The organism is Bradyrhizobium forestalis (genome assembly GCF_002795245.1).
In the GTDB taxonomy this organism is placed as follows: Bacteria; Pseudomonadota; Alphaproteobacteria; order Rhizobiales; family Xanthobacteraceae; genus Bradyrhizobium; species Bradyrhizobium forestalis.
The window spans coordinates 85,307-111,547 of sequence record NZ_PGVG01000022.1; the positions used below are offsets into that span (position 1 = coordinate 85,307).

The 26,241-nt window shown below is 65.7% G+C and carries 15 protein-coding genes and 1 pseudogene; 7 read left to right on the forward strand and 9 right to left on the reverse strand.

Annotation, left to right across the window (positions count from 1 at the left end; translation table 11 throughout):
* Positions 1-86 precede the first annotated feature (86 nt).
* A complete protein-coding gene (locus CVM73_RS24250; protein ID WP_100234365.1) occupies positions 87-524 on the forward strand; it encodes a DoxX family protein in 438 nt (145 codons plus the stop codon).
* Between the two features lie 363 nt (positions 525-887).
* On the forward strand, positions 888-2,582 hold the full coding sequence (locus CVM73_RS24255) for a methyl-accepting chemotaxis protein (protein ID WP_100234366.1): 1,695 nt from the start codon (positions 888-890) through the stop codon (positions 2,580-2,582).
* Between the two features lie 100 nt (positions 2,583-2,682).
* Here CVM73_RS24255 and CVM73_RS24260 read toward each other — a convergent pair whose 3' ends face one another.
* A complete protein-coding gene (locus CVM73_RS24260) occupies positions 2,683-6,489 on the reverse strand; it encodes a DUF3971 domain-containing protein (protein ID WP_167407023.1) in 3,807 nt (1,268 codons plus the stop codon).
* 195 nt (positions 6,490-6,684) lie between these two features.
* Between CVM73_RS24260 and CVM73_RS24265 the strand changes: the two genes are divergently transcribed.
* Both CVM73_RS24265 and CVM73_RS24270 read left to right on the forward strand, forming a co-directional pair.
* On the forward strand, positions 6,685-7,374 hold the full coding sequence (locus tag CVM73_RS24265) for a peroxiredoxin (RefSeq protein ID WP_100234368.1): 690 nt from the start codon (positions 6,685-6,687) through the stop codon (positions 7,372-7,374).
* A gap of 111 nt (positions 7,375-7,485) precedes the next feature.
* The gene (locus CVM73_RS24270; RefSeq protein WP_208639239.1) at positions 7,486-8,841 is read left to right on the forward strand and encodes a M23 family metallopeptidase; all 1,356 of its coding nucleotides are present in this window, start codon (positions 7,486-7,488) and stop codon (positions 8,839-8,841) included.
* On the opposite strand, the gene CVM73_RS24275 is transcribed toward CVM73_RS24270, so the two are convergent.
* The 5 genes and pseudogenes from CVM73_RS24275 to CVM73_RS24295 all read right to left on the reverse strand — a co-directional run bounded on the left by CVM73_RS24275 (position 8,828) and on the right by CVM73_RS24295 (position 16,108).
* The gene (locus CVM73_RS24275) at positions 8,828-9,811 is read right to left on the reverse strand and encodes a DMT family transporter (RefSeq protein ID WP_100234370.1); all 984 of its coding nucleotides are present in this window, start codon (positions 9,809-9,811) and stop codon (positions 8,828-8,830) included. The two genes, CVM73_RS24270 and CVM73_RS24275, sit on opposite strands and share 14 nt — an antisense overlap.
* Positions 9,812-9,946: 135 nt before the next feature.
* Positions 9,947-10,846: pseudogene (locus CVM73_RS24280) on the reverse strand (NAD(P)-dependent oxidoreductase); the annotation flags it as partial.
* A protein-coding gene (gene prfB / locus CVM73_RS24285; protein WP_100234372.1) for a peptide chain release factor 2 occupies positions 10,831-11,962 on the reverse strand; the annotation gives its coding sequence in 2 pieces (ribosomal slippage) (positions 10,831-11,892 and positions 11,894-11,962; 1,131 coding nt in all). The pseudogene CVM73_RS24280 and the gene prfB, both read right to left, overlap by 16 nt.
* 109 nt (positions 11,963-12,071) lie before the next feature.
* Positions 12,072-14,582: a penicillin-binding protein 1A gene (locus CVM73_RS24290; RefSeq protein WP_100234373.1), complete on the reverse strand. Its 2,511-nt coding sequence runs from the start codon at positions 14,580-14,582 to the stop codon at positions 12,072-12,074.
* A 230-nt stretch (positions 14,583-14,812) separates the two neighbouring features.
* Positions 14,813-16,108: an N-acetylmuramoyl-L-alanine amidase gene (locus CVM73_RS24295; RefSeq protein WP_100234374.1), complete on the reverse strand. Its 1,296-nt coding sequence runs from the start codon at positions 16,106-16,108 to the stop codon at positions 14,813-14,815.
* A gap of 705 nt (positions 16,109-16,813) precedes the next feature.
* Between CVM73_RS24295 and CVM73_RS24300 the strand changes: the two genes are divergently transcribed.
* Both CVM73_RS24300 and CVM73_RS24305 read left to right on the forward strand, forming a co-directional pair.
* Positions 16,814-19,906, forward strand: coding sequence for an Rne/Rng family ribonuclease (locus CVM73_RS24300; RefSeq protein WP_100234375.1), 3,093 nt, complete (start codon positions 16,814-16,816; stop codon positions 19,904-19,906).
* 65 nt (positions 19,907-19,971) lie between these two features.
* Positions 19,972-21,204, forward strand: a complete 1,233-nt coding sequence (locus tag CVM73_RS24305) for an NAD(P)/FAD-dependent oxidoreductase (protein WP_100234376.1) — start codon at positions 19,972-19,974, stop codon at positions 21,202-21,204.
* 86 nt (positions 21,205-21,290) lie between these two features.
* Here the strand turns inward: CVM73_RS24305 and CVM73_RS24310 are convergent, their stop codons facing one another.
* The 3 genes from CVM73_RS24310 to CVM73_RS24320 form a co-directional block, all read right to left on the reverse strand.
* A complete protein-coding gene (locus CVM73_RS24310) occupies positions 21,291-22,625 on the reverse strand; it encodes a dicarboxylate/amino acid:cation symporter (protein ID WP_100234377.1) in 1,335 nt (444 codons plus the stop codon).
* Between the two features lie 84 nt (positions 22,626-22,709).
* Positions 22,710-23,267 (reverse strand): biotin transporter BioY, encoded by a 558-nt coding sequence (locus tag CVM73_RS24315; protein WP_100234378.1) that lies wholly within the window; start codon positions 23,265-23,267, stop codon positions 22,710-22,712.
* A gap of 90 nt (positions 23,268-23,357) precedes the next feature.
* Entirely contained in the window at positions 23,358-24,545 is a 1,188-nt protein-coding gene (locus CVM73_RS24320) for a pyridoxal phosphate-dependent aminotransferase (RefSeq protein ID WP_100234379.1), read from the reverse strand.
* 189 nt (positions 24,546-24,734) lie between these two features.
* On the opposite strand from CVM73_RS24320, the gene CVM73_RS24325 reads away from it, so the two are divergent.
* Positions 24,735-26,135: a M48 family metalloprotease gene (locus tag CVM73_RS24325; protein WP_100234380.1), complete on the forward strand. Its 1,401-nt coding sequence runs from the start codon at positions 24,735-24,737 to the stop codon at positions 26,133-26,135.
* Positions 26,136-26,241: the final 106 nt, after the last annotated feature.

Below are 26,241 nucleotides of genomic sequence, written 5' to 3' on the forward strand. Positions count from 1 at the left end.
AATGTCAGCGCGGAATTGATCCGGGGTGTCTTGCGAGGCAGAACCGAATACGGTCCAAGTCGCAGCATTGGATGGAGGGCAAACCAATGAACTTTCCCTATCTCACTCGCTTTCAACCGGTTCTCCTGAGCCTGTTTCGCTTCATCACCGGCCTCTTGCTGTTCCAGTATGGCGTCGCCAAGCTGTTCAAGTTCCCGGTGCTCCCCTACTTCGCGAACATCCCGCCGCTGATCTACGCGGCCGGCACGCTCGAGCTCATACTTGGCGCGCTGCTGATGCTTGGCCTGTTCACCCGGCTCAGCGCTTTCATCCTCTCGGGTGAAATGGCCTTCGCCTATTTCATGGGCCACATGTTGAAGGGCGAAACCCCGGTGTTCCTGCCGCTGCTCAACGGCGGCACCGCCGCGATCCTGTTCTGCTTCGCCTGCCTTTATCTCTCGGCGGCCGGCGGCGGCTCGGTGAGCGTCGATGCCGCGATGGGCAAGGAGAGCGACGCGGGCGGCGGCGCCTATGCGCGGCGCTGACGCGCTTCGCCGGTTAACCTGAAAGTAACACGGCACCGGCGGATCTGCCGGTGCCGTGTCAGCGCGCCCCCAGCACGTTCCAGATGAGAACGAGGGCCGCCACGAGCAGCACGGACATGATGATGCGGTGAACGAATCGGTTCATTAGCGCTCCTGCCAGGCTGGCTGACCACCAAAGCGAAAGATCAATCCTCTCCGGCTTCCGCACTGGCCTGCACCGACGTCTGTCGGTTTGGTTGCAAGCTTGCGCATAAGGCTGCAGCGCGGCTTTCGCGCGGCGCGCTTCAGCGCCCCTATGTTCACGTTTGGTAAGAACTTCATGCTACCGATGCGAGCAATAACAACCATTCCGTAGGGGCTGTGATGAAACTGCTGAGCCATCTGAAGATCCGCACCAAGCTTGCTAGCATGGTCTGTCTCGCGGCTCTCACAGTCACGGCCATCATCGGTGTATCGGCCGTGCTCAGCAAGAGCCGCATGATGGAGGACCGCGTCCAGCAGATGCGGACCGCGGTGGAGCTCCTCTACAACTACGCCCAATCGCTTCAGGACGAAGTGACCGCCGGCAAGCTGACGCCGGCCGAGGCCAAGGCCCTGTTCAACCAGCGTGGCCGCCGCATGAGCTTCAATGGCGGCCAGGGTTATCCGGTCGTGTACAACGCAGACACGTCTCTCCTCGTTAACGGCGCCAATCAACAACTCGAGGGCAAGATCACCGGCGCCAAGGATTCCAACGGCGTCCTGATCGCCGACGCCATCATCAAGGCCGGCGGCGAGACCGCGCAGGGCGGCGTGGCCTCCTATCTCTATCCCCGTCCCGGTCAGACCGAGCCGGTCCGCAAGACCATGTACGCGCGTAAATTCGCACCCTGGAACGTGACCATCAGCTACGGCCTCTATGTCGACGACATCGACGCCGACGTGCGCGCGCTGACGCTGGAGCTTGGCGCGATCGGCATCGGCCTGATGCTGTTGATGGCGGCGCTGTCCTGGCTGATCGCCCGCGACGTGCTCAGTGCGCTCGATCGCCAGAAGACCCGCATGCAGGAGATTTCCGAAGGCGCCATCGACAAGCCGGTCGAGGAGACCGACCGCGGCGACGAGATCGGCCGCATGGCCGAGACCCTCGAAATCCTGCGCCAGACCGCGCTGACGGCCCGCAACCTGGAGGCCGAGCAGGTCGCCGCCAAGTCGCGCAGCGAGCAGGAGAAGCGCGAGGCCCTGATCGCGCTCGCCGACCGCTTCGATGCCTCCGTCGGCCAGCTCGTCGGCCTGATGGCCTCCGGCTCCGGCGAGCTCGAGACCACCGCCAAGTCGATGTCGTCCACCGCCGAGGGCACCAACCGCCGCGCCGCCGTGGTCGGCCCCGCCGCCACCGAAGCCAGCCAGCGCGTCCAGACCGTCGCCGCTGCCGCCGAGGAGCTCTCCTCCTCCATCACCGAGATCAGCCGCCAGGTCGCGCAGTCCGCCGAGGTCACGGGACGCGCGGTGGACAGCGCCCGCCGCACCGACACCATCGTGCGAGCGCTCTCGGATGGCGCCCAGCAGATCGAGCACGTCGCCGAGCTGATCTCCAGCATCGCGGCACAGACCAACCTGCTCGCCCTCAACGCCACCATCGAGGCCGCACGCGCCGGCGAAGCCGGCCGCGGCTTTGCCGTCGTCGCCTCCGAGGTGAAGTCGCTGGCGAGCCAGACCGCGGAAGCCACCCGCGAGATCGGCGACAAGATCGCCCAGATCCAGGGTGCGACCAAGGAGGCCGTCGATGCGATCGGTGGCATCACCGCCACCATCGAGGAGGTCAGCCGCATCGCCACCTCGATCGGCGCGGCCATCGAGGAGCAAGGCGCCGCCACTGCCGAGATCGCCCGCAGCGTCTCGCAAACGGCGGAGGCGACGAAGGAGGTCACCACCAATATCGGCGGCGTCTCGACCGCCGCGAACGAGACCGGCAACGCCGCCGGCATGGTGCTCGCAGCAGCCAGCAACCTCTCCAAGCAGGCCGAACAGCTCTCCGGCGAGGTCGGCACGTTCCTGAAGGGCGTGCGCGCGGCGTAGGCGGTTCGTTCACCTCTCCCGCTTGCAGGAGAGGGAGCAGCACCTCACTTCGTGGCTGCAATCGAATCTGATCGGCTACGAACTACAACGTGCTTCGAAGCTATCGCCGCGCGAGGCTGCAACCGCTCGACAGCTGGCGCGTCGATCCGGTCGAGCCGTCGTTCGACTGCGAGGGGAATTCATCGAACGGCGAGTTCTGCTTGCCGGTGTTGAATTCGAAGATCTTGCGGAACAGGCCCGGTGCCATCGCCGAGATCGGGTTGACGCGCATCACGGGCGCGGCCGGCGTGCCGACGACCTCGTAGGTCACGCCGATCAGCCCCTCATTGTTGCCGCCGCCGAGGAAGATGCCGAACAGCGGGATCTGGCCGAAGATGTTGTTCACGCCATACATCGGCACGAAGGTGCCGCTCATGCACACTTGGTTGCCGGGATAGTCGATCGAGCCCTCGATGGTGGCACCGATCATCGGCCCCTTGACCACGCCGTCGCGGATCGTGAGCGCGCCGTTCTGCCGGGTGAACTCGGCGCGCAGCGCGCTGAAGGAGACGCCGTTTCCGGTCCCGTTCGGCGCGCCGGCGGCCACGCGCTCCAGCTGTGCCTCACCCTTCACCGTGAAGTCGCGCACGTTGATGAGACCCTCGCGCGCCGTGTTCGGCTCGGAGGTCGGCGGCTCCATTGCCACCACCATCTGGCCGCCGACCGCCTTGGTGTAGGTGTCGGTGAAGCGCAGCAGCGCGCCGGCATCGTTGGTCTGGAGGTAGATCACCTCACGGTTGCCCTGCGCGCGGCCGCCGCGCAGATCGGCTGCCACCGGCGTGTCGCGGCCGATCTTGCCGCTGAGCGTGAAGGCCTTGATGGCCCCGTTGCGTTTCGACATCTTGGCATCGACGCTGCGCATGGCCTCGCCGTTGAAGCCGGCGACCGCACCGAGCTTCACGTCGATATCGAAATCGACGTTCTTCAGCTTGTTCTTGTCGTCCTTGGAATTGCCCGAGATCGCCGATTTCAGGAAACCGCGGCCGTCGAATACGTCGCCACGCATGGTGCCGCGTACCACTCCGTCCTGGCTACGGTCCACCTTCAACGACGCCTTGTCGCCGTCGGACGGCGCGTAGGTCGGGAAGTTCGCGTTCATGAGATCGCCGTTCGCGTCGACCTCGAGCGAGCCCTTGATCGAGGCGCCGCCGCCCTCGATGACGATGTCCTCGAAACGAGTCGATTGCGCCGTCGGAACGACCTTGAATGTGGCCTTGCCGGACTTGCCCGGCAGCTTGACCCACCCGGGAAGGATGTTGTCGAGCCTGACCGAGGTCAGGTCGGCCTCGACGCCGAGCTTCGTCGTCTGATCCGCGCCGCTCGCGATCTTGCCCGACAATTTGATCGGCAATGATCCGCTGACGGCGGGGCTGAGATCGAAGCCGAGACGTGCGCGGCTGGCATCGTCCAGCGTCGCCTGCAATCTGACATCCGCATCGCCCTCCGCCGGCTTGCGATAGTCGAGCGCGGCCGCCTGGCCGTTGATCTTGACGTCGCCCTTGACCTGATAGCCCTGATTGTTGGCGACGATCTTGAGGTTGTTGGCCTCCAGCTTCTGGTTCATCACCAGCTTGTCGGCGGCAAAGCCGTTGAGCTCGGCGGTGACGGCATAAGTGGTGTCAGCCTTGGTCAGCTCGCCCTTGACCGGCATGCCGAGCTGGATGTTCGCGGAGAACGTTCCCTTGCTGGTGTTGGGGTCGACGACTGTTGCCGACAGATCGCTCAGCCGGTCATTGGCGAGCATTTCGGCGGCTGCAGGCACCGGGCCCTCGACACGGAACCTGCTCCGCGATGGCGACGGCTTGGGCGCCATGTCGGGCACCTCGAACACGAAGTCGGAGATCGTGACCTTGCGGCCCGCGGGCGTATCCGCAACGCCCTGCCCGATGTTCACGGTCGCGGTACGCCCGGTCACGCGCGCCTTCAAATCGGCATCGCGCACCACCGGCATGCCATCCACGGGGCGGACCGCGACGCCGCTCGCTACGATGTTCACCGACAGGCCGTCGTCCGGAATGGGCGGGCCCTTGCGCGGCAGGTTCTTCGTCGGCGAGTTGACGCCGATCTCGATGCGCTGGAGCGTTCCGCGCTCGATCCGTTCAATCACCCATTCACGCAATTCGGGGACGATCAGCGTCGGCCACATCCGCTTCAAGGCGGAGGCCGACATCGGCGTTCCCGCAAAGCCGAGAGTCAGCCGCGGCTCGCCGGAATAGTCGATGGCACCGGTGCCGGCAACGCCGATCTCGCCGTTGGAGACATCGGCCTGTGTCAGCAAGATTCGCTTGTGGTCGGTGTCGAAGCGGAAGCCGATCGCAATGCGGTTGAAGACGAGCGGCGGCTCGTTGTCGATGCCGCCGAGCAGGATCGAACCGCCGCTGAAGCCGAGCTGCCAATCATTGGTGGTGCCGTTGGGCGGCTCCAGATGGCCCAGCAGCGTCAGGCGGTTCGCACCGGAGAGAATCTTGAACGGTGCGACCAGCACGCGCCGGTTGGCGTCCCACTCGACATTGATCTCGGCCGAGTCGATTGCCATGGGATAGTCGGGCGTGTCGGTGTCGATGATGTTGCCGGCGCCGACCGTGATCTTGCCGCGGAAGAAGGTCGGCACGCCGTCGCGGCCGAGCTCGCCCTTGAGCTCGCCCGTCAGCGGCAGGTCGGCGGTGTAGGTGAGGTCCTTCACCCGCAGCGCCAACAGGATGTTGGAGGTCGAGACTTTGTCGGCCTTGATGTCGACCGAGCGCACGCCGTTCTCGGCCGGGCCAATCGTGGCGCGCAGCATCCATGGGTGCGCGCCCTCCTCGCCGAGGCTGAGCGCGACGCCGCCGCGGCTCGGCCGGCGCAGGCTGAGCGTGATGTTCTCAAACGACCATTTGCTGCCGCGCTGCTGATCGTCGACGATCAGATTGCCGTTCTTCAGGCCGATCTCGTTGAGGTTCTGGCCGTCGAGGCCGGTCATGCTCAGACTGTCGAGCCAGTCGAGGCCCTGAAGGATGCCGCTCTGCGCGGTCGCCTGCGGTGCGGCCTGCGATACCTCCGGGCTCGCAGGCACGGTCGCGAATGGCGGCGGTGGGACACCGGTGCGCGGGAACGTCGGCGGCAGGCCCGCGTCCTTCTTGGACGCGACGCCGGTCGCCAGCGGCTTTGCGGTGTCGCCGGCGGACACGGTGACGGTGCCGTCAGGCGCAATTCGGATTGCGAGCTCGGCATCGACGAGATTGAGGCTCTCGGCACGCAGGTGCCCCATCAGGAGGGCCGCACCCGACAGCTTCACCTCGGCCTTCGGCGCGCTGGCGACGATGGCGTGATCGCGATCGCGAACGATGATGTCTCGGATGCGGACGGCGATGCGGACCCGCCCGGCGCGCTCGATCTGGGTGCCGCCGATCTCAACCGTGTTGCCGTGGCCGATATTGTCCTCGATCGCGGCGGCCAGCCATGGCGTTGCGATGTCCAGATTGATCGGACCGGCGCCGAGCCGCCACCACAGCGCACCGAAACAGCCGACGAAAATGACGAGCAGGGTACCGACGACCACGGCCATGCGCTTCAGCCAGCGACCGCCCCCCACCCGGCGGCGCAACGCGCCGAATCCGTCACCGAAGCGATGGAAGCCCGAACCGGAACGCGCCAGCAACCGGCGTGCGCGATAGCCCGCCGCCGCTTCCTGATCCGGATCCCAGTCGGCGTCGTCCCATTCCTGCGGCTCATATTGGCCGCCGCGCCGATCGAAATCCCGGTTGTAGTCCTGGGGCGACGTATTCCTTGCCATTGCCTCTCGATACAGGCGCCCGTCATAGGATTGAGCGCCGCCGGGACCGCAGCCGTTCGCGGGAGGTGAAGCTCCCTGCGCCGGCACTGCCGCCATACCTCGAATATTCCTGCTGTTCGTCATTTCGCCCCGGGAGCGCGTTCAACGAGCAGTGGGGTGGTGCGTGGAATTCCTTGTAACCATACTCCGGCGTCGTCAGACTTGCCCAGCCGAGGGCGCGATTCCGGCACGCCGGACGAGAGCTGCAATACCGCTTCGGTTGACCCGCCGAAAGCGTCGAAAGGAAGGCGTATGTCCAAGAAATCCCGAAAGAAATCGTCCAAAACGTCCTCCGGCAGCCCGACCGCCAAAACGAAGACCGCAAAAACGCGGGCATCGACTCAAGCAAGGTCCGCGAAAACACAGCGGACACCGGCAAGCAAATCAACCGGGACCATAGCAAAAGCAGGATCACATAAGGCCGCATCGAAACAGTTAAAGTCATCCAAATCGGCCTCCCCGCCCGCTGCGGCGAAGCCCGGCTTGGCCGAGGGCCAAAAGGCTCCCGCTTTCCGCCTGCCTCGCGACGGCGGCGACGTGGTCACATTGGCGGACTATGCCGGCCGAAAGCTCGTCCTGTTCTTCTACCCCCGGGCCGACACGCCCGGCTGCACCAGGGAGGCGATCGACTTCACCCGCCTGGCCGACGCCTTTGCTGCCGCCGGCACTGCCGTGCTCGGCATCTCCGCCGATCCGTTAAAGGCCCAGGAGAAGTTTCGCGACAAGCACAAGCTCGGCGTTCCCCTCATCTCGGACGAGAGGCATGAGATGCTGGAAGCCTATGGCGCTTGGGGCCAAAAATCCATGTATGGCAAGAGCTTCCTGGGGATTCTTCGCACCACGATACTGGTCGGGGCCGACGGTAAGGTGGCCCGGGTCTGGCGCAATGTCCGGGTCGACGGCCATGCCGACGAGGTGCTGGAGGCGGCAAGAAGCCTTTAACCAGTCCGTTAAATTCGCGTGTTCCCGTTTCCGGAAAATTAACCATGACCAGCCCAGATTGCTGCGGCAATTAGGCCGCAAGGAACCCATCCGACCGGCGCGGGAGTGCCGATGTCGAAAAGTTCTGCCCAATACTCGCAGTACCCCCAGCATCATCCACACGACCACGGACGGGCCTTCCTGCGCCGTCCGGCCGCCGCGGCGACGGCAACCGCGCTTCCCCTGCCCGCCACCGACGACGCCTACACCATCGTCCATGCCGGCAAGCAGGTCCGCTTCGGACCCGTGGTGTTCTGGATCGTGGTCGGCACCGTGGTGCTGCTCGGTCTGTGGTCGGCAGCGACGGCCACCTATTTTGCGTTCCGTGATGACGTCCTGACCCGGCTGATCGCCCGCCAGGCCGAGATGCAATACGCTTATGAGGACCGCATCGCCGAGCTGCGCGCCAAGGTCGACCGCACCACCAGCCGGCAGTTGCTCGACCAGGAACAGTTCGACCAGAAGCTCGACCAGATCATGAAGCGCCAGACGGCGCTGGAGTCCCGGGCCACGGCGCTCGGGGCCATGCCCGACGTGACCGGCTCGATTCCCCGCGCCGCCCCGCAGCGCGGCGATTCGAGACAGACCACGCCAAAGCCGTCGCCGATCAGCGACACCGTCATCTTCGTGGCGCCGCCGGATCGCGAAGCGCGCCTCGAATCGCGCGCACCGACCGTCGCGGCGCCGCCGACCAGCCAATTCGCCAAGAACCAGGGCTTCGACAACGTCCTTGTCCGGCTCACGACTTCGCTTGATCAGGTCGAGCGGCGCCAGATGGCGACGCTCAACGCCGTCGAGGAAGGCATGGATTCACGCATGCGCCGGATGCGCGGCGTGGTCAGCGATCTCGGCTTGAACCTTGCTCATCTCGAAGCCGCCGTGCCGCGCACCGCGATGGGCGGACCGTTCGTACCCGTCAAATTGACGGCCAATGCCGGCCCGTTCGAGAAGCAGCTCTATCGCATCAACACCACGCGCGCCGAGATGGACCGTCTCAACCGCACGCTGGCGCTGGTGCCCTACCGCAAGCCCGTCATCGGCGAGGTCGAGTTCACCTCCGGCTTCGGCGTGCGTAGCGATCCTTTCCTCGGACGGCCGGCGATGCATACCGGGCTCGACTTTCGTGCCGCGAGCGGCGATCCCGTTCGCGTCACCGCCAACGGCAAGGTGGTCTCTGCCGGCTGGTCCGGCGGCTATGGCCGCATGGTCGAGGTCGACCATGGCAACGGGCTTTCGACCCGCTACGGCCATCTCTCCGAGATCAATGTCAGGGTCGGCGAGGTCGTGAAGATCGGCCAGGTCGTCGGGCTCGTCGGCTCGACCGGCCGTTCCACCGGTCCGCACTTGCACTATGAGACCCGCATTGAGGGCGAGGCGGTGGATCCGCAGAAGTTCTTGCGCGCCGGCGTGCGTCTCAGCGCGGGCTAGCCTCGCGCTTCTCACTTCCCAAGCGCAGGCCTTCCCGAGAGCCAGAGAAGCGACTGGCGGCCGGGAGCTTACGCAGCAAGCCGACTGCACGCCCGTCAATCACCAGCAGCGCGCTGCCGATGACGATTGCGCCCGCGATCTCGCGGCTGGAGATCGGCTCACCCAGCACCAGCCACCCCAGCAGGATGGCGGTGACGGGAATGAGCAGCGTCACCAGCATGACATTGCTCGCGCCCGAGCGCCGCACGATCTGAAAGAAGACGATGTAGGCCAGCGCGGTCGAGAGCGCGGCGAGGCCAAGCACGGCGAGCCAGGTCGTGAGGCGCGGTAGCGGTAGCTGCCATGGCTGCTCCACCACGCCGGCGACGGCCGCCATCATCACGGTGGATGCCATCAGTTGAAACGTGGCTGTCCCGAGCGGCGCTGCGTCCTTCAGCAATCGCCGCGCCGCCAGCGCCGCAAAGCCATAGCTCAGTGCGCTGCCAAGGCAGAGCAGGATGCCGACCCCCTGCCCCGTCCTTGTCTCGAAGCCCCACCCGCGCAGAAGGATCACGCCCGCAAGGCCCAATGCCACCCCAGCCAGGCGGCGCACCTGCAAAGCCTCCTCGCCGGCTGCAACCATCACCACCACCGCGAACATTGGCGTGGTCGCGTTCAGGATCGACGCCAGCCCGCTCGGAATGAAGGTCTGGCCGATCACGATGAGCGAGAACGGGATGACGTTGTTGAGCAGCCCGATCACGACGAACGGCGTCCAGCCCGCCCGGCTCTTGGGAAGGCCGATCCCATGCATGTGGAGCAACGGCGCGAGAATGGCCGCGCCAAGCGCGACACGCAAAAACACCAGCGTCAGCGGCGGCAATTCCCGCAAGGCAGCGCCGTTGAAGAAGAACGAGCCGCCCCACAGCACCGAGAGCACCGCGAGCAGCGACCAGTCTCGCGCGTCGATCCGGTTGTCGTTCGGGGGCATGTGTCTCATCTCGGCGGCCGAGCCTGCCGCCTAGTACGGCGCGGCAGGCAGAGCCACCCGATTTCCGATGAAGTGTGGAATTTCCGTGTGCGGAAGAGCTAGGCCGAACGTGGCCGCCCCATGTGGATGTACCGGCTAGGACGGCTTCTTCGGCCGCGACACCAGCTCGATCATCTTGCCTTCATCGTCGTCCGGCATCGCGGCTTTCGCCTGCGCGTAGGCCTCGACGGCAGCACGTGCGACCAGCGGCTTGCCGGCCAGGAGGCTCTCGGCGAGCTTCACGGCGTAGGCGGCATCCTTGTGCCGGAGCGCTGCCGTGAAGGTCGCGCCGGAAAAATCGCGGGCAACCATGCGCTTCGAATGCCGCTGCACCTGCGGGCTTGCGGCCACGCCCGCCTGGATCGAGTCCAGCACGAGGTTCATGTCGAGCCCGGCCTGCTCGGCGATGGCGAGACCCTCGGCAAGGCCGGCGATCTGGATCGCACCCATTAGATTATTGATGAGCTTGTAGACAGTGCCGGAGCCGACCGCGCCGAAATGACGGATGGTCGAGCCGATCGGTTCGAGATAGGGCCGTGCGCGCTCGAGATCGGCGCTATCTGCGCCGACCAGCAGCGTCAGTTTCCCGGCCGCGGCCGCGTCCGGCAATCCCGTCACGGGGCAATCGATGTAGATCAGCCCGCGCGCGTTCAGCTCGCGGCCCATCTCGCGGGCGTGGTCATAGGAGACGGTGGAGCATTCGATAGCGATGGTGCCGGCCTTCGCCGTCTTGGCGGCGCCCTTCGGCCCGAGCCAGACCGCGCGCGAGGCCTCATCGTCGGCCACCATGGTCACCACCGCATCGGCATCGATCGCGGCATCCTCGGGCGAGGTCGCCCAATGCGCGCTGCGCGCGATCAGGTCTTCCGCCTTGGCCTTGCTGCGATTCCACAGCGTCACCGTGAAGCCGGCATCGAGATAGCGGCCGGCCATGCCATGGCCCATCCGTCCAAGCCCGATGAAGGCGACGCGGGGCATGGCTAGTCCACGTCCTCGACATCGCCGGCGGTGGTGCCGAAGGCGCGCTGCGCCAGCGTCGCGGCCATGAACTCGTCGAGATCGCCGCCAAGCACGCCCGAGGTGTCGGAGGTCTGCACGCCCGTGCGCAGATCCTTCACCATCTGGTAGGGCTGCAGCACGTAGGAGCGGATCTGGTGCCCCCAGCCGATATCGGTCTTGGCGGCCTGGTCGGCGGCGGCCTTCTCCTCACGCTTCTTCAGCTCGATCTCGTAAAGCCGCGCGCGCAGCATGTCCCAGGCCTGCGCCCGGTTCTTGTGCTGGGAGCGGCCGGCCTGGCAGACCACGGCGACGCCGGTCGGAATGTGTGTGAGGCGCACCGCGGATTCGGTCTTGTTGACGTGCTGGCCGCCGGCGCCGCCCGAGCGCATGGTGTCGGTGCGGACGTCGGATTCCTTGATGTCGATCTTGATGCTGTCGTCAATGACGGGGAACACCTGCACGCTCGAGAACGAGGTATGCCGCCGCGCGTTGGAATCGAACGGCGAGATGCGCACGAGGCGATGCACGCCCGCTTCCGTCTTCAGCCAGCCATAGGCGTTGTGCCCGGAAACCTGGATCGTCGCCGACTTGATGCCGGCCTCTTCGCCCTCGGACTCTTCGAGGTATTCGACCTTGAAGCCGTGGGTTTCGGCCCAGCGCGTGTACATGCGCAAGAGCATCTGCGCCCAGTCCTGGCTCTCGGTGCCGCCGGCGCCGGCATGGACTTCGAGATAGGAATCGAAGCGGTCGGCCTCGCCCGACAGCAGCGCCTCGAGCTCGCGCCGCGCGACTTCCTTCTTGAGGTTCTTCAGCGCAGCTTCGGCTTCGGCAACGACGCCGTCATCGCCCTCGGCCTCGCCGAGCTCGATCATGCCGATATCGTCTTCGAGCTCCTGCTCGACCTTGCCGATGCCCGAGAGCGAATCCTCAAGCGAGGTGCGCTCCTGCATCAGCTTCTGGGCTTTCTGGGGATCGTTCCAGAGATTGGGATCTTCTGCGAGCTTGTTCAGCTCAGCGAGGCGCGCCGTCGATTTCTCGACGTCAAAGATGCCTCCTCAGCAGCCCGACTGACTGCTTGATCTCTTCTACCAACCGTTCGATTTCGGCGCGCATGTCGTTCTCTGGTGTCGCGGAATCCCGCGTGCAATTGAAGTGGGGATGTAGCGGCGGCGGCTGCAAAGCGCAACCGCTGACGCGAATAACGTCCCTATTGTTCTGAGCCTCAGTACAGCCCACCGGTGCCCGGCCGCATGAAGAAGCCGGAATCCGGCTGCTGCTGCTGCGAGGCCGGCATGCCGCCGCCGCGCCCGTCGGCGTCGGCAACGCCGATGACCGAGTAATTATCCGGCGGCGCCGTGCCCGGCTTGAAGGCCTCCAAAATGGTTCCGCCGGTCTCGCCGGGGCCGGCGCGCATGCCGGTCTTGGAGACGACGCGGACCAGCTTGATGCCGGCCGGGACCTTGAACGGAACGGCGGGCTTGTCAGCGAGCGCGAGCTTGAGGAAATCGCGCGCGATCGGAGCTGCCAGATGGCCGCCGGTCGCGGCGTTGCCCTTACCGAGCGCGCGCGGCTTGTCGTAGCCCATGTAGATGGCGACGGCGACGTCGGGCGAGAAGCCGACGAACCAGGCGTCCTTGGCCTCGTTGGTGGTGCCGGTCTTGCCGGCGATCGGCTTGCCGACCTCCTTGACCACGGTCGCGGTACCGGCCTGGACCACGCCTTCCATCAGCTCGGTGATCTGGTAGGCCGTCATGGAATCCAGCACCTGCTCGCGGCGGTCGATCAGCTGCGGCTCGGCCTGGTTCTTCCAGCCGCCGGGCGCATCGCAGCCGCGGCATTCGCGCTGGTCGTGCTTGAAGATGGTGTGGCCGTAGCGGTCCTGGATGCGGTCGATCAGCGTCGGCTTCACGCGGCGGCCGCCATTGGCGAGCATCGAGTAGGCCGTGACCATGCGCATCGCCGTGGTCTCACCGGCGCCGAGCGCGTAGGAGAGATAGTTCGGCAGCTCGTCATAGACGCCGAAGCGGCGGGCATATTCGCCGATCAGGGGCATGCCGATGTCCTGCGCGAGCCGCACAGTCACGGTGTTGAGCGACTGCCTCAACGCGTTGCGCAGTGTCACCGGTCCCTGGAATTTGCCCGAAGAGAAGTTTTCCGGCCGCCACACGCCGGCGCCCTGGCCCTGATCGATTTCGATGGGCGCGTCGAGCACGACGGTCGAGGGCGTATAGCCGTTGTCGAGCGCGGCCGAATAGACGATCGGCTTGAACGACGAACCCGGCTGCCGATAGGCCTGGGTGGCGCGGTTGAACTGGCTCTGGTCGAACGAGAAGCCGCCGACCATCGCGAGCACGCGCCCGGTCCAGGGATCCATCACCACCATGGCGCCGGAGACTTCCGGAATCTGGCGAAGCCGGTACTGGCCCTCGACGGGCTGGCCGTCCTTGTAGAGCGGATCGGCATAGATCACGTCGCCGGGCTGAAGCACCTGCGACACCGCCGTCGGCGTCTTGCCCTTCGTGCCGCCCTGCGCGGCCCGCGCCCAGCGCACGCCGTCGACCGTGACGATGCCGGTCTCGCGCTGCTTGCTGACGGCCCCGCCAAGCTCGCGGCTCGGCTGGAAGCCGATGCGCGCCGACTGATCGCTGGTCTCCAGCACGACCGCCATGCGCCACGGCGAGATGTCGGAGAGCGATTTGATCTCGGCGAGCTTCACGCCCCAATCGCCCGAAATATCGAGCTTGCTCATGGCGCCGCGATAACCCTGCTGCTCGTCATAGTTCACGAGGCCGGCGACCATGGCCTTGCGCGCCATGACCTGGATCTTCGGATCGAGCGTGGTGCGAACCGACAAGCCGCCCTCGTAGAGCTTCTTCTCGCCGTAGCGCTCGAAGATGTCGCGGCGGACTTCCTCGGCGAAATATTCGCCGGCGAAGGTGTGGGCGCCGTTGGAACGGCTGGTGACGGCCAGCGGCTCCTTGCGCGCCTTGTCGGCGTCGGCCTGCTTGATCCAGCCGTTCTCCAAGAGACGGTCGATCACGTAGTTGCGGCGCTCGATGGCGCGATCGCGGTTACGAACCGGATGCAACGTCGCCGGCATCTTCGGCAGCGCCGCCAGATAGGACGCTTCCGCCACCGTCAGCTCGTTCACCGACTTGTCGAAATAGACGAGCGAGGCGGCTGCAATACCGTAGGCACCGAGGCCGAGATAGATCTCGTTCAGGTACAGTTCGAGGATCTTGTCCTTCGAATAGGTCTTCTCGATCCGCATCGCCAGCAAGGCTTCCTTGATCTTGCGGGCGAAGGAGACCTCGTTGGTGAGCAGGAAGTTCTTGGCGACCTGCTGGGTGATCGTGGACGCACCCTGCGGACGACGGTTGGAGCCGTAGTTCTGCAGGTAAAGCAATCCGGCGCGCGCCATGCCGGTGTAGTCGATGCCGCCATGCTCGTAAAAGTTCTTGTCCTCAGCCGCGAGGAACGCGTTGATCACGAGCTTGGGCACCGCCTGGATCGGCAGATACAGCCGCCGCTCCTTGGCGTATTCGCCGAGCAGCGAACCGTCGACCGCGTGCACGCGGGTCATCACCGGCGGCTCGTAATCCTGAAGCTGGGAGTAATCCGGCAAGTCCTTGGAGAAATGCCAGATCAGGCCTGCCACGGCCCCGACACCGACAAGGAACAGCACTGTTCCCGCGGCGAACAGGAAGCCCATGAACCGCACCAGCAAGCGCATTATCTGTTTATCCGTTCAAACTCTGGATCAGCCCAGTATCAGCCCCTTGGCGCCCCAATCAGGCGCCAACCTCACGTCGCGAATTCACCGGCTTACGCAATCACATCAATGCCGGACCTAAGACGCTTGCCGAACAGGATTCTCGCCGATTCCGGAACCCTGTGCGGGGTTTTTATAAAGCGTCCGCTGTGGCCAAACTAGGGCCTTCGGGTCGGGAGGGACAAACCGTTTCAGTTCGAAGTCCCGGCTGTGGCCATCCGCTTGGTCAAAAATCCGTCGATCGCCTGCGCCATCGAGCCGACGGCCTTGGACCGCCACCCCTCGGAGATCAGGTGCTCGAGGTCGCCCTTGTTGGAGACATAGCCGATCTCGACCAGCACCGAGGGCACATCCGGCGCCTTCAGGACCCGGAAGCCGGCTGACTTCAGGGGATGCTTGTGCATCCGCACCGTCTGCTTCATTTCACCCATCAAGAGGCGGGCGAAACGGTTTGAAAACGTGCGGGTTTCCCGTTGCGTGAGGTCGATCAGGATGTCGGCGACGTCGGTCGGCTCCTCCGCGAGGTTGAAGCCGGCGATCGCATCGGCGCGGTTCTCCGCATCCGCCAGCCTCTGGGCCTCGGCGTCGGACGCCTTGTCGGAGAGCGTATAGATGGTCGCGCCTTGCGCATCGCCCTCGGCCCGCGGCAGCGCATCGGCATGAATCGAGACGAACAAAGCCGCCTTGAGATTGCGGGCGATTTTGGTCCGGTCATTGAGGGGAATGAAGGTGTCGTCGTCCCGCGTCATGACCACGCGGTATTTGCCGGCCTTCTCCAGCTTGTCGCGTAGCGCCAGACCAAAAGCCAGCACCAGGTTCTTCTCGCTCTCGCCGCCCGACTGCGTCCCGTTGTCGATGCCGCCATGGCCGGGATCGATCACGACCACCGGACGGCCGTCGGCCTTCTGCTGCGCGGCTTCCGGAGCCGCCGCGGCGGGAACCGTGGCAGGCGGCGACTCCGCGATCGCGGGTCGCAGCTGGGGTCGGTTTTCGGGGGCAAGCGATGACACGAAGGCGGTGCGATCGACCTCCTCCAGTTCAAGCACAAGCCGGGCCGGCTGGTCGTTGGCGGACTCGACCACGTAGGACTTGGCAATCTTCGCCGGTCCGGTCAGGTCGAACACGATTCGGGAGCCGCCCGGCATGACGAGCCCGTAGCGGAAGGCCTTGACCAGCCCCCGCCCCCCGCTCCCGGTACCGGCGGGCAGCTGAAAATTGACCTGCGGCACGTCCACCACCACGCGGTAGGGGTCGGCCAGCGTGACGGCGCGGAAGGTGACGGTCCGGTCGAGATCGAGGATGAAGCGGGTCTGCTTGCCATCGCCGGCCAGTCGGGCGGCCGAGGCGACTGGAAAACTCGCTGCCGCGACAGCGGGTTGCAGCTGGCTTTCCGCAGCAATGAGGCGCGAGGAATCAGCACACGGCAATGCCGCGATGCACAGCAACACGCCTCCCAGCAAAACCCGTCGATTTGTGCGGCTCGCCACCGATTTCGTGCCTCCGAGCAGCCCTCTTATCGCAATAGAACCACAGGGTTAATCGCTCCTTAATGACGGAAGTGCGAAACTCGCCGACTGTGACCGCCGTGCGACGCTCCCTTGCACGGATGGCTCATTCCTCGTATGTACGGAATGCTGACGGCCGATATTTCCGGTTGTGTCGCATTCAGCCTTCCGGTGCAGCGCCGGAGCTCCCAAGGTTTGGGAATTCCAGCGTTTTCCGCTTCCCTCTACGACCAGCGCGGTGCGCGGCAGCGAGGTGGAGCGGGTCAAGCCCCGGCGGCGGACGGTCTCGGGTTACCACTCATGTTTCCGGGACGGTTCTGACAGCGACGTAACCCATTACCCGGTCCCTTGATCCCAAGGGAGCGGTTCGTGATCCCCAAGGCGAGCGCGCTCGCGCCGTGCCTGGCCAGCAGCAACTGATTGAAGGGCGGCCCCGCCGCCCAATGCTTCATACGGGCCGACGCTTGATGCGCCAGACTGTGCCGACGAAATCTGAAGGACCATTCGCGACGCTGCGGAGTGACAATCCCGCGCGTCGCAATGGTCCTGAAGCTTCCGGTTCGGCAAGGCGCGAGAGGCGGCGTTTCGGCCTTCCCCTCACCCCCGAATCAGGTGGACCGTCGCGTCACCCGGCGGCGCGATACGCGCCCACGGTTTATCGCGCCCGCCGCCGCCAAGAGTTAAGACATGCCCAACAAGATGTTGATCGATGCCACCCACCCGGAAGAGACCCGGGTCGTCGTGGTCCGCGGCAATCGCGTCGAAGAGTTTGATTTCGAGACAGCGCAACGCAAGCAACTGCGCGGGAACATCTACCTCGCCAAGGTCACAAGGGTCGAACCCTCGCTCCAGGCCGCTTTCGTCGAATATGGCGGCAACCGCCACGGCTTTCTTGCCTTCAGCGAAATCCATCCCGACTATTACCAGATCCCGGTCGCCGATCGGCAGGCGCTGATCGAGGCCGAGGAGCAGGCCCATCGCGAGGCCGAGGAAGAGAGCGAGAATCGCTCGCACGGCCGCCGCCGTTCGCGCCACCGCAACGCCCGCCGCCGCGGTCATGGCGAACGCGTGCGCAGCGACATCGTCGAAGGCCTCGACGCCGGCGCCGATCCCGTCGCCCAGCCGATCGAGGGCGCGGCGCTGCCGGAGCATGCCGAGGGCGCCCTGCCCGAGGGCGAGCAGCTGCACGCCGACGCGGAGCATCACGGCGAGCACGAGGGCCACGATCACGATCATGGCGAACATGATCATGACGATCATCATCACGCCCATGACGATGATCGCCCTCACGATCTTGACGACCATGGTCATGCCGATGAGGCGCCCGCGCCCGTCGCCGCGGTTGGCGCCGAACCTGTCGTGGCGAGCGAGCCCGTTGCCGAGCCGCAGGAAGCTCAAACCGTCGAAGCTCAAACCGTCGAAGCTCACGCATTCGAGGCGCACGCCGAGGCTCTCGCCGAAGCCGTGACGGCGGCCGCGGAGCCGGCCGATGCCGTCTACGCCGCCGGCGAGAACGTCGAGGCACCGCATGCCGAGGGCGCCCAGGCGGGTGAAGAAGACGACGATGACGAGGACGGCGAGGACGCCGAAGAGGAAGTCGTTGAATCCGTCGGCGGCGACGACGTGCTGGAGGAAGTGCCGGAGCGCACCTTCCGCCCACGTCGCCAGTACAAGATCCAGGAAGTCATCAAGCGCCGCCAGGTGATGCTGGTGCAGGTTGTTAAGGAAGAGCGCGGCAACAAGGGCGCGGCGCTGACGACCTACCTCTCGCTCGCCGGCCGCTACGCCGTCCTGATGCCGAACACCGCGCGGGGCGGCGGCATCAGCCGCAAGATCACCAGTGCGCAGGACCGCTCCCGTTTGAAGGAAGTGGTGCAGGATCTCGACGTGCCCGAGGGCATGGGCATCATCCTGCGCACCGCCGGCGCCGCCCGCACCAAACCCGAGATCAAGCGCGACTTCGAATATTTGATCCGGATGTGGGAGACGGTGCGCGACCTGACGCTGAAGTCGCAGGCCCCGACCCTCGTCTATGAGGAAGGCTCGCTGATCAAGCGCTCGCTGCGCGACCTCTACAACAAGGAGATCGACGAGATCCAGGTGGCCGGTGAATCCGGCTACCGCGAAGCGCGCGACTTCATGAAGATGCTGATGCCCGCCAATGTCAGCGCGGTGAAGCAGTATCGCGACGGCCAGCCGCTGTTCTCGCGCATGGGCGTCGAGAGCCAGCTCGATGCGATGTTCTCGCCGACCGTGCAGCTGCGCTCCGGCGGCTACATCGTGATCAACCAGACCGAAGCGCTGGTTTCGATCGACGTCAACTCCGGGCGATCGACGCGCGAGCACCATATCGAGGACACCGCGCTCAAGACCAATCTGGAAGCGGCCGAAGAGGTCGCCCGCCAGCTCCGGCTGCGCGATCTTGCCGGCCTGATCGTCATCGACTTCATCGACATGGACGAGAAGCGCAACAACCGCGCGGTCGAGCGCAAGCTGTCCGATTGCCTCAGGCAGGATCGCGCGCGCATCCAGGTCGGCCGCATCTCGCATTTCGGCCTGCTCGAGATGTCGCGCCAGCGCATCCGCGCCAGCGTGCTGGAGTCTTCGACCGATCCGTGCCCGCATTGCGGCGGCACCGGCCACGTCCGCTCGGTCTCCTCGGTGGCGCTCCAGCTGCTGCGCGGCCTCGAAGAGATCCTGATGAAGGGCGCGACCCACAATCTCGTGGTCCGCACCCGCACCGACGTCGCGCTCTATGTGCTGAACCACAAGCGCGGCCATCTGCGCGACCTCGAGAACGGCTTCAAGGTCACGCTGTCGGTGATCGCCGATCCCAGTGTCAGCGGTCCGCAGGCTTATGTGATCGACCGCGGCGAGCAGGTGCATACGCTCGAAGCCGCCAAGGCGCTGCTCGCTGCGCAAGCCGCGGCAAGCCCGCCGCCACTGGCCGAGGAAGCCTACGACGACGAAGACGGCTTCGACCTGGAGACTGAATCCGAGATCGAACCCGACGAGACCGAAGGTCTTGCCGAAGAGCAGGCTGCCGGCGAGGCAGCCTCCGAGCAGGACGGCCAGCGCCGCAAGCGCCGTCGCCGTCGGCGTGGTCGCGGCGGCCCGCGCGAGGGTGAATTGCGCGAGGATACCGCCCCCACGCTGCCCGAAGCGGCCGTGGCGGCCGGTGAAGGTGAAGACGAGACCGAGTCCGAGCAGGACGGCGAGGAAGGCGAGGAACAAGCAGCCCGTGGCGAGCAGCAGGGCGGCGGCGAGCGCCGGCGCCGGCGGGGTCGCCGCGGCGGACGCCGCCGTCGCGGTGGCGGCGAGGAAGGTCTCGCCGGTTCCATCAACGACGAGCTCGGCGGCAATCCGCCGTCGGAATCTGCCGATGCGGTTGCCGATTTCGATGGCTTCGGCGGCGAGGCTGCGCCCTCGATCGCGCAGACAGAGCACCCCCCCGAGCCGCAAGTCGCGCAGCCCGAGCCGCGCGCCGACGTGCAGACCGAGGCGCCGGCCCAGCCGGAGCCGGCTCCTGTCACGACGACCCCGACGCCAGAAGAAGAGTCCGCCGGCGACAAGGCCGCGCGGCGCCGCTCCACCGTCCGGGAAAAGGTGAGCTTCCTGCTGAAGAGCCAGCCCGAGCCCGCAACGCCGGTGGCGCAGGCGACCGAACCGGTTGCTGCGCCCGCGCCGGCACCTGAGCCCGCGCCGGAGGCCGCAAGCGAGACCCCGGCCGCTCCGCGGCGTGCCGGCTGGTGGTCACGCCGTTTCGGCGGCGGCGAGTAGACGGAACAATGGAGTTGAAACCGCCCGGCCAAACCGGGCGGTTTTGATTTGGTGAGGCAGCTTCGATGCAAAGCGCGATCATTCTCGGCGGCGGCATGGTGGGCGTGGGTGCTGCGCTGCATCTGCAACAACGCGGCTGGTCGGTCACGCTGGTCGATCGCAGGGAGCCAGGCCGCGAGACCAGCTACGGCAATGCCGGGATGATCCAGGCGGAAGCGGTACGCCCCTATCCCATGCCGCGCGACCTCGCTTCGCTCGTGAAGATCGCGACCGGCCGTACCAACGACGTGCGCTACAGCCTCTCCTCCCTCCATCTGCACATCGAGCCCCTGCTCCGCTACTGGTGGCATTCGGCGCCGAAGCGGCATCGCGAGGCGATCGAGGCGTGGGCACGGCTGATCGCCTACGCAACGGGCGAGCACGACATCCTGATCCGCGAGGCACATGCCGACAATCTCATCCGCCGCGCCGGCTACCGCGCGTTATTTCGCGACCCAGCTTCATTGGATCTCTCGATCAAGGCTGCGGAGGAAGATCAGCGCGAATTCGGCGTGAACTTTCGCGTGCTGTCGGGCACTGAGCTAGCCAAGGCCGAGCCGATCCTGCGCGACGATCTCCCTGGAGCGATCCATTGGCTCGACACCTGGACCGTGTCCGATCCCGGCGCGCTGGTCACAGCCTATGCCGAGTTGTTCGAACGCCTCGGCGGCACGATCGTGCTCGGCGATGCCCAGAGCCTGCAACAGACCGCGACCGGCTGGTCGGTCGACACCGACAACGGGCGCCTCGATGCGCCCCACGCCGTCGTGACGCTCGGGCCGTGGTCGCCCGATCTGTTGTACAAGTTCGGCTATCGCATCCCGCTGGTGCGCAAGCGCGGCTATCACATGCATTACGGCGGCGGCGCTTCGCTCGACCTGCCGCTGGTCGACAAGGCCCGTGGCTATGCCATGGGCCCGATGGCCAAGGGAATCCGCATCACCACCGGCGCGGAATTGACTGGCGCGGACGCTCTCGCAACGCCGGTGCAGCTCGCCAGCGCCGAAGCCTCGGCACGCGAGCTGATCGACCTCGGCAAGCGGGTCGAGCCGGATCCGTGGTTCGGCACGAGGCCCTGCACGCCCGACATGCTCCCGGTGCTCGGCCGCGCCCCGCGCCACCCCGGCCTCTGGATGAATTTCGGCCACGGCCACCAGGGCTTCACGCTCGGGCCCGCGACCGGACGCCTGCTCGCGGAGATCATGAGCGGCGAAACGCCGGCGGTTGATCCCGCGCCGTATCGGCCCGAGCGGTTCTAGCCTCAAAGAAAAAGGGCTGATCGAGCGGCTCGACCAGCCCTATTGCTTCAAGGCCTGACAGCGCGGCTCGCGCTGTCAGATCCGGATCAGTCCGTGGTGATCGCGGTCTCCATGTCGGTCGGATCGATCTGCTTGGAGAGGTTGGCGTTGAGCTTGGTGCGGTCGAGCTCGCCTTCCCACCAGGCGACGATCACGCAGGCGACGCCGTTGCCGCACAGATTGGTCAGCGCGCGGCACTCGCTCATGAACTTGTCGATGCCGAGCACGATCGCCATGCCCGGCACGAGGCGCGGATCGACCACGGCGAGCGTTGCCGCCAGCGTGATGAAGCCGGCGCCGGTGATGCCGGAGGCGCCCTTCGAGGTCAGCATCGCCACGACCAGGATCGTGAGCTGCTGGCTGAAGGAGAGATCGTAGCCGAGCGCCTGCGCGATGAAGAGCGTCGCCAGCGTCATGTAGATGTTGGTGCCGTCGAGGTTGAACGAGTAACCCGTGGGCACGACGAGGCCGACCACCGACTTGGAGCAGCCGAGCCGCTCCAGCTTCTCCATCAGGGACGGCAGCGCGCTTTCCGACGACGAGGTGCCGAGCACGATCAGCAGCTCGTCCTTGATGTAGGCCAGGAACTTGAAGATCGAGAACCCCGCCACGCGCGCGATGATGCCGAGCACGACGAACACGAACAGCGCCGCGGTGACGTAGAACGTGGCGATCAGCCCGACCAGGTTGAGAATGGCGCCGGTGCCGAACTTGCCGATCGTATAAGCCATCGCGCCGAACGCACCGATCGGTGCCGCGCGCATCACGATGGAGATGACGCCGAACACGGCATGCGCGGCATCGTCGATGAAGCTGCGGATGGTGTGGCCGCGCTCGCCGAGGCTCATCAAAGCAAAGCCGAACAGCACCGCGAACAGCAGCACCTGCAGAATTTCGCCCTGCGCGAAGGCGCCGACCACCGTGTCCGGAATGATGTGCAGGACGAAGTCGACCGACTTCTGACCGGCGGCCTGTTTGGCGTAATTGGCAACGGCCGCCTCGCTGGCCGCGCCACTGCCGAAGCCTGCGCCAGGCTTCACGAGATTGCCGATGACGAGCCCGATCACCAGCGCGAAGGTCGAGACGACCTCGAAATAGACCAGCGCCTTGACGCCGATGCGTCCGACCTTCTTGGCGTCCTGGATATGAGCGATGCCCGAGACGACGGTGCAGAAGATGATCGGGGCGATCACCATCTTGATCAGCTTGATGAAGCCGTCGCCGAGCGCCTTGATCCATTCGTTGGTGGCAAGCGATGGCCACAGCCAGCCGACGATGGCACCGAGCACGATGGCAATCAGCACCTGGACGTAGAGGACCTTGTACCACGGCTTGGCGGCGGGCGGCGCGACCGGCGCCCCCGCTATCGTTGTCGTCGTCATCGTTTCACTCCCCCTCAAAACACTGGGCCAGCCAAGATCAACTTGGCCGGCCCTGTCAATTGGAACCGCGCGTGATGGCGCGCTTTACCCGCGACGCTCGACAATCCGGCGTGCCGCCGGCATCAGGGTCGCGCCGAGCGCATTCTTGACCAGTGAGGCCGCGATGAACGGAACGATGCCGACCTGCCAGGCCTTCGCGGCGCCGAGGCCAAGCCCGAACGCCAGCCAGCCGAACCCGGCTGCCAGAATGACGATGTGGCCAACAGCCATTGCCGCAAACAGCAGCACGACGCTGCGATCCCAGCCGCGCTCGGCGAGCCAGCCGGTGACGAACGCAGCTAGTACGAAACCGAACAGGTAGCCCGCGGTCGGGCCGACCAGCGGAGCAATCCCACCCACTGGGCCGGCGAACACCGGCAGCCCCATCGCGCCCTCGGCGAGATAGGCAATCATGGTTGCGCTGCCAAGGCGCCAACCATAGGCCGCGCCGATCATCAGCACCACCAGCGTCTGCAGCGTCATCGGCACATAGGGCAGCGGCAAGTTCACCTTGGCCGACAGCGCCATCAGCGCCGTGCCGAGCGCAATCAGCACGAAGCCGCGCAAGCTCCCGACGGCTTCGCCCGGCCGGGTCGGCCACATCAATGCGGCGAGAGAAGAATGTGGTGCAGTGGCGGACGGGACGGAACGGTCTGACAAGTTGAACTCCGGAAGGCTGTCGAAAACTGGCGGCTATTTAAGCCAGTGAGCGATCCGGTCAACTGCCTCCCGCATCTCATCGGGCGAGCGGGCATAGGAAAACCGTATGAATGAACGGCCATGGATGGGATCGAAATCGAGGCCCGGCGTCGCCGCAACATGCGCCTGCTCCAGCAACTGCTTGGCGAACTCGAAACTGTCGGAGGTAAAGTCCGAGACGTCGGCATAGAGATAAAATGCACCATCGGCCGGCAGAAACTTGGCGAGGCCAGCTTTCGGCAATCCCTCGATCAAGATGCGCCGGTTTTCCTGATAGCCGTGCTTGATCTCCTCCATCTCGGCCGCGCCGTCGAAGGCTGCCTCTGCCGCGATCTGCGACAGCGACGGCACCGAGATCGAGAGGTTCTGCTGCAGCCGCTCGATCGGCCGCACCAGGATCTCGGGCACCACCATCCAGCCGACGCGCCAGCCCGTCATGCAAAAATACTTCGAGAACGAGTTGATCACGAGTGCGTGCTCGGACAGCGCCGCCGCCGTCACGGCGGGAAACGCGTAATCGAGCCCGTGATAGATCTCGTCGGAGATGAAGCGGATGCCTGCGTCCTCCGCGGCCGCAATGAGGCCGGCGAGCGCTTCGCGGGACATCATCGTGCCCGTCGGATTGGCGGGGCTGCCGACCAGCACGCCCTTCAGCGGCGCCTTGCGATGGGCGGCGAGCAGCGCCTCGCCGGTGAGCGCGTGACGCGTGTCATTGGTGGTCTCGATCAGCACCGGCTCGCAGCCGAGCGCGGTGAGGACATGACGGTATGGTGGATAGCCCGGCACGGTGACGGCGACGCGATCGCCGGGCTCGAACATCGACAGGAAAGCCAAAATGAAGCCGCCGGAGGAGCCTGTGGTCACCACGATCCGCTCGGGGCTGACGTCACAGCCATAGGTGTCGCGATAATGGCGCGCGATGCGCGCGCGCAGACTGGGGATGCCGAGCGCGGAGGTATAATCGATCCTCCCGGCCTCGAGCGCGGCATGGGCGGCCGCGATCGCGGTCTTGGGCGCGCCGGCCGCGGGCTGGCCGACCTCCATGTGGATGACATGGCCACCGGCGGCCTCGATTCGGGCCGCCGCGGCCATGACGTCCATCACCATGAACGGGGGAACATCGCTGCGGCGGGAGGGCTCGAGCCACTGCCCCAACCGGTTCCTCAATGTCGCATCGTGCATCGATTTCTGCTATTCGCTGGCGGACCGATCCGTCCGGTCCTTAACAACGGCTTGCGCCCCAGACTGGCCGCATTGTACGGCTCATAAAGGGCACGGCTCACAAGGGCATATCGCGTATCCGGTCCGCCGCCAATCGCCAAAACCAATCACGAAACTGCTTGACCAAGACCGTTTGACCCAGACCGCTCGATGTTGCTCCAGATCGCATTGCGCCGGAAGGCCTCCGCCCTCACCGCCCTCGTCACGGCCACGGCGATCGCGCTGACGCCGTTCTCGGCCGCGCGGGCGCAGGCCAAGGGGCCGCCGGTCCTGCGCGACACCGAGACCGAGCAGCTGCTGCGCGAATACACGCGCCCGATCCTCCGCGTCGCGGGTCTGGAGAAGCAGAACATCCAGATGGTGATCATCAACGACGGTTCGTTCAACGCGTTCGTCGCGGACGGCCGCCGCATCTTCGTCAATTGGGGCGCGATCCTCCAGTCGGAAACGCCGAACCAGATCATCGGCGTGCTCGCGCACGAGACCGGGCATCTGGCGGGCGGCCATCTGTCCAAGCTGCGCGAGCAGCTCGCCACGGCCCAGACTCAGATGATCATCGCGATGCTGCTCGGCGCCGGCGCGATCGCAGCCGGCAGCACCCGCAGCTCGAGCGCCGGCAACAATGGGCTGGCCAATGCCGGCGCGGCCGCGATCGCCGCTCCGCAGGAGATGATCCGCCGTACGCTGTTGTCCTACCAGCGCCAGCAGGAGGAGAACGCCGACCGCGCCGGCGTGAAATTCCTGACTGCGACCCAGCAATCGCCGAAGGGCATGTACGAGACCTTCAAGCGCTTCACCAGCGAGAGCCTGTTCGCTTCGCGCGGCGCCGATCCCTATCTCCAGTCGCATCCGATGCCGGCCGAGCGCGTCGCCGCGCTCCAGGAATTCGCCGGCTCCAGCCCATATTGGAACAAGAAGGACGATCCTGCGCTTCAGCTCCGGCACGACATGGTCCGCGCCAAGATCTCCGCCTTCATGGAGCGGCCGGAGACGGTGTACCGGCGCTATCCCCAGACCAACGACAGCCTGCCGGCGCGCTATGCCCGCGCCATCAGCACCTATCTGCATGGCGATTTGCGCAGCGCGCTCTCCCAGATCGACGCGCTGATCCAGGTTCAGCCGAACAACCCGTACTTCCACGAGGTGCGCGGCCAGGCGCTCTTGGAAAGCGGCAAGCCGGCCGAAGCGATCGCTCCCCTGCGCAAGGCTGCCGCACTCTCGAACAACGCGCCCCTCATCGAGATGTTACTTGGGCAGGCTCTGGTTGGAACCGATAATAAAGCCTACACCGACGAAGCTGTTCGGATTCTCCGCGCTGCGGTGGCGCGAGAGCCCGAGGCGGCGCTCGGCTATACCCAGCTCGCGATGGCCTACGGCCGGAAGGGAGACTATGCCGAGGCAGATCTCGCCTCGGCCCAGGCCGCTTACTTGCGCGGCGACAACAAGACCGCCCGCGAGCTCGCTACGCGCGCGAAAACCCGTTTCGCCGTCGGCACGCCCGGATGGGTCAAGGCCGACGACATCGTGGCGGCGAAGCCGCCGCGCAACTAGAGCATGATCCGGAAAAGTGCGAAGCGGTTTTCCGAAAAGATCATGCTCAAACGAAGACCTCAAGTGCGATGAAGATTCAATCGAATCTCATCGCACTTTAGCGAAA

Bases quoted from the DNA above. Each gene is read 5' to 3' on its own strand.
- CVM73_RS24300 (WP_100234375.1), top strand. From the start codon at position 16,814: ATGCCCAACAAGATGTTGATCGATGCCACCCACCCGGAAGAGACCCGG.
- CVM73_RS24265 (WP_100234368.1), top strand. From the start codon at position 6,685: ATGTCCAAGAAATCCCGAAAGAAATCGTCCAAAACGTCCTCCGGCAGC.
- CVM73_RS24315 (WP_100234378.1), bottom strand. From the start codon at position 23,267: ATGTGGCCGACCCGGCCGGGCGAAGCCGTCGGGAGCTTGCGCGGCTTC.
- CVM73_RS24290 (WP_100234373.1), bottom strand. From the start codon at position 14,582: ATGCGCTTGCTGGTGCGGTTCATGGGCTTCCTGTTCGCCGCGGGAACA.
- CVM73_RS24270 (WP_208639239.1), top strand. From the start codon at position 7,486: ATGTCGAAAAGTTCTGCCCAATACTCGCAGTACCCCCAGCATCATCCA.
- CVM73_RS24255 (WP_100234366.1), top strand. From the start codon at position 888: ATGAAACTGCTGAGCCATCTGAAGATCCGCACCAAGCTTGCTAGCATG.
- CVM73_RS24310 (WP_100234377.1), bottom strand. From the start codon at position 22,625: ATGACGACGACAACGATAGCGGGGGCGCCGGTCGCGCCGCCCGCCGCC.
- CVM73_RS24305 (WP_100234376.1), top strand. From the start codon at position 19,972: ATGCAAAGCGCGATCATTCTCGGCGGCGGCATGGTGGGCGTGGGTGCT.
- CVM73_RS24325 (WP_100234380.1), top strand. From the start codon at position 24,735: ATGTTGCTCCAGATCGCATTGCGCCGGAAGGCCTCCGCCCTCACCGCC.
- CVM73_RS24320 (WP_100234379.1), bottom strand. From the start codon at position 24,545: ATGCACGATGCGACATTGAGGAACCGGTTGGGGCAGTGGCTCGAGCCC.
- CVM73_RS24260 (WP_167407023.1), bottom strand. From the start codon at position 6,489: ATGGCGGCAGTGCCGGCGCAGGGAGCTTCACCTCCCGCGAACGGCTGC.
- CVM73_RS24275 (WP_100234370.1), bottom strand. From the start codon at position 9,811: ATGCCCCCGAACGACAACCGGATCGACGCGCGAGACTGGTCGCTGCTC.
- CVM73_RS24250 (WP_100234365.1), top strand. From the start codon at position 87: ATGAACTTTCCCTATCTCACTCGCTTTCAACCGGTTCTCCTGAGCCTG.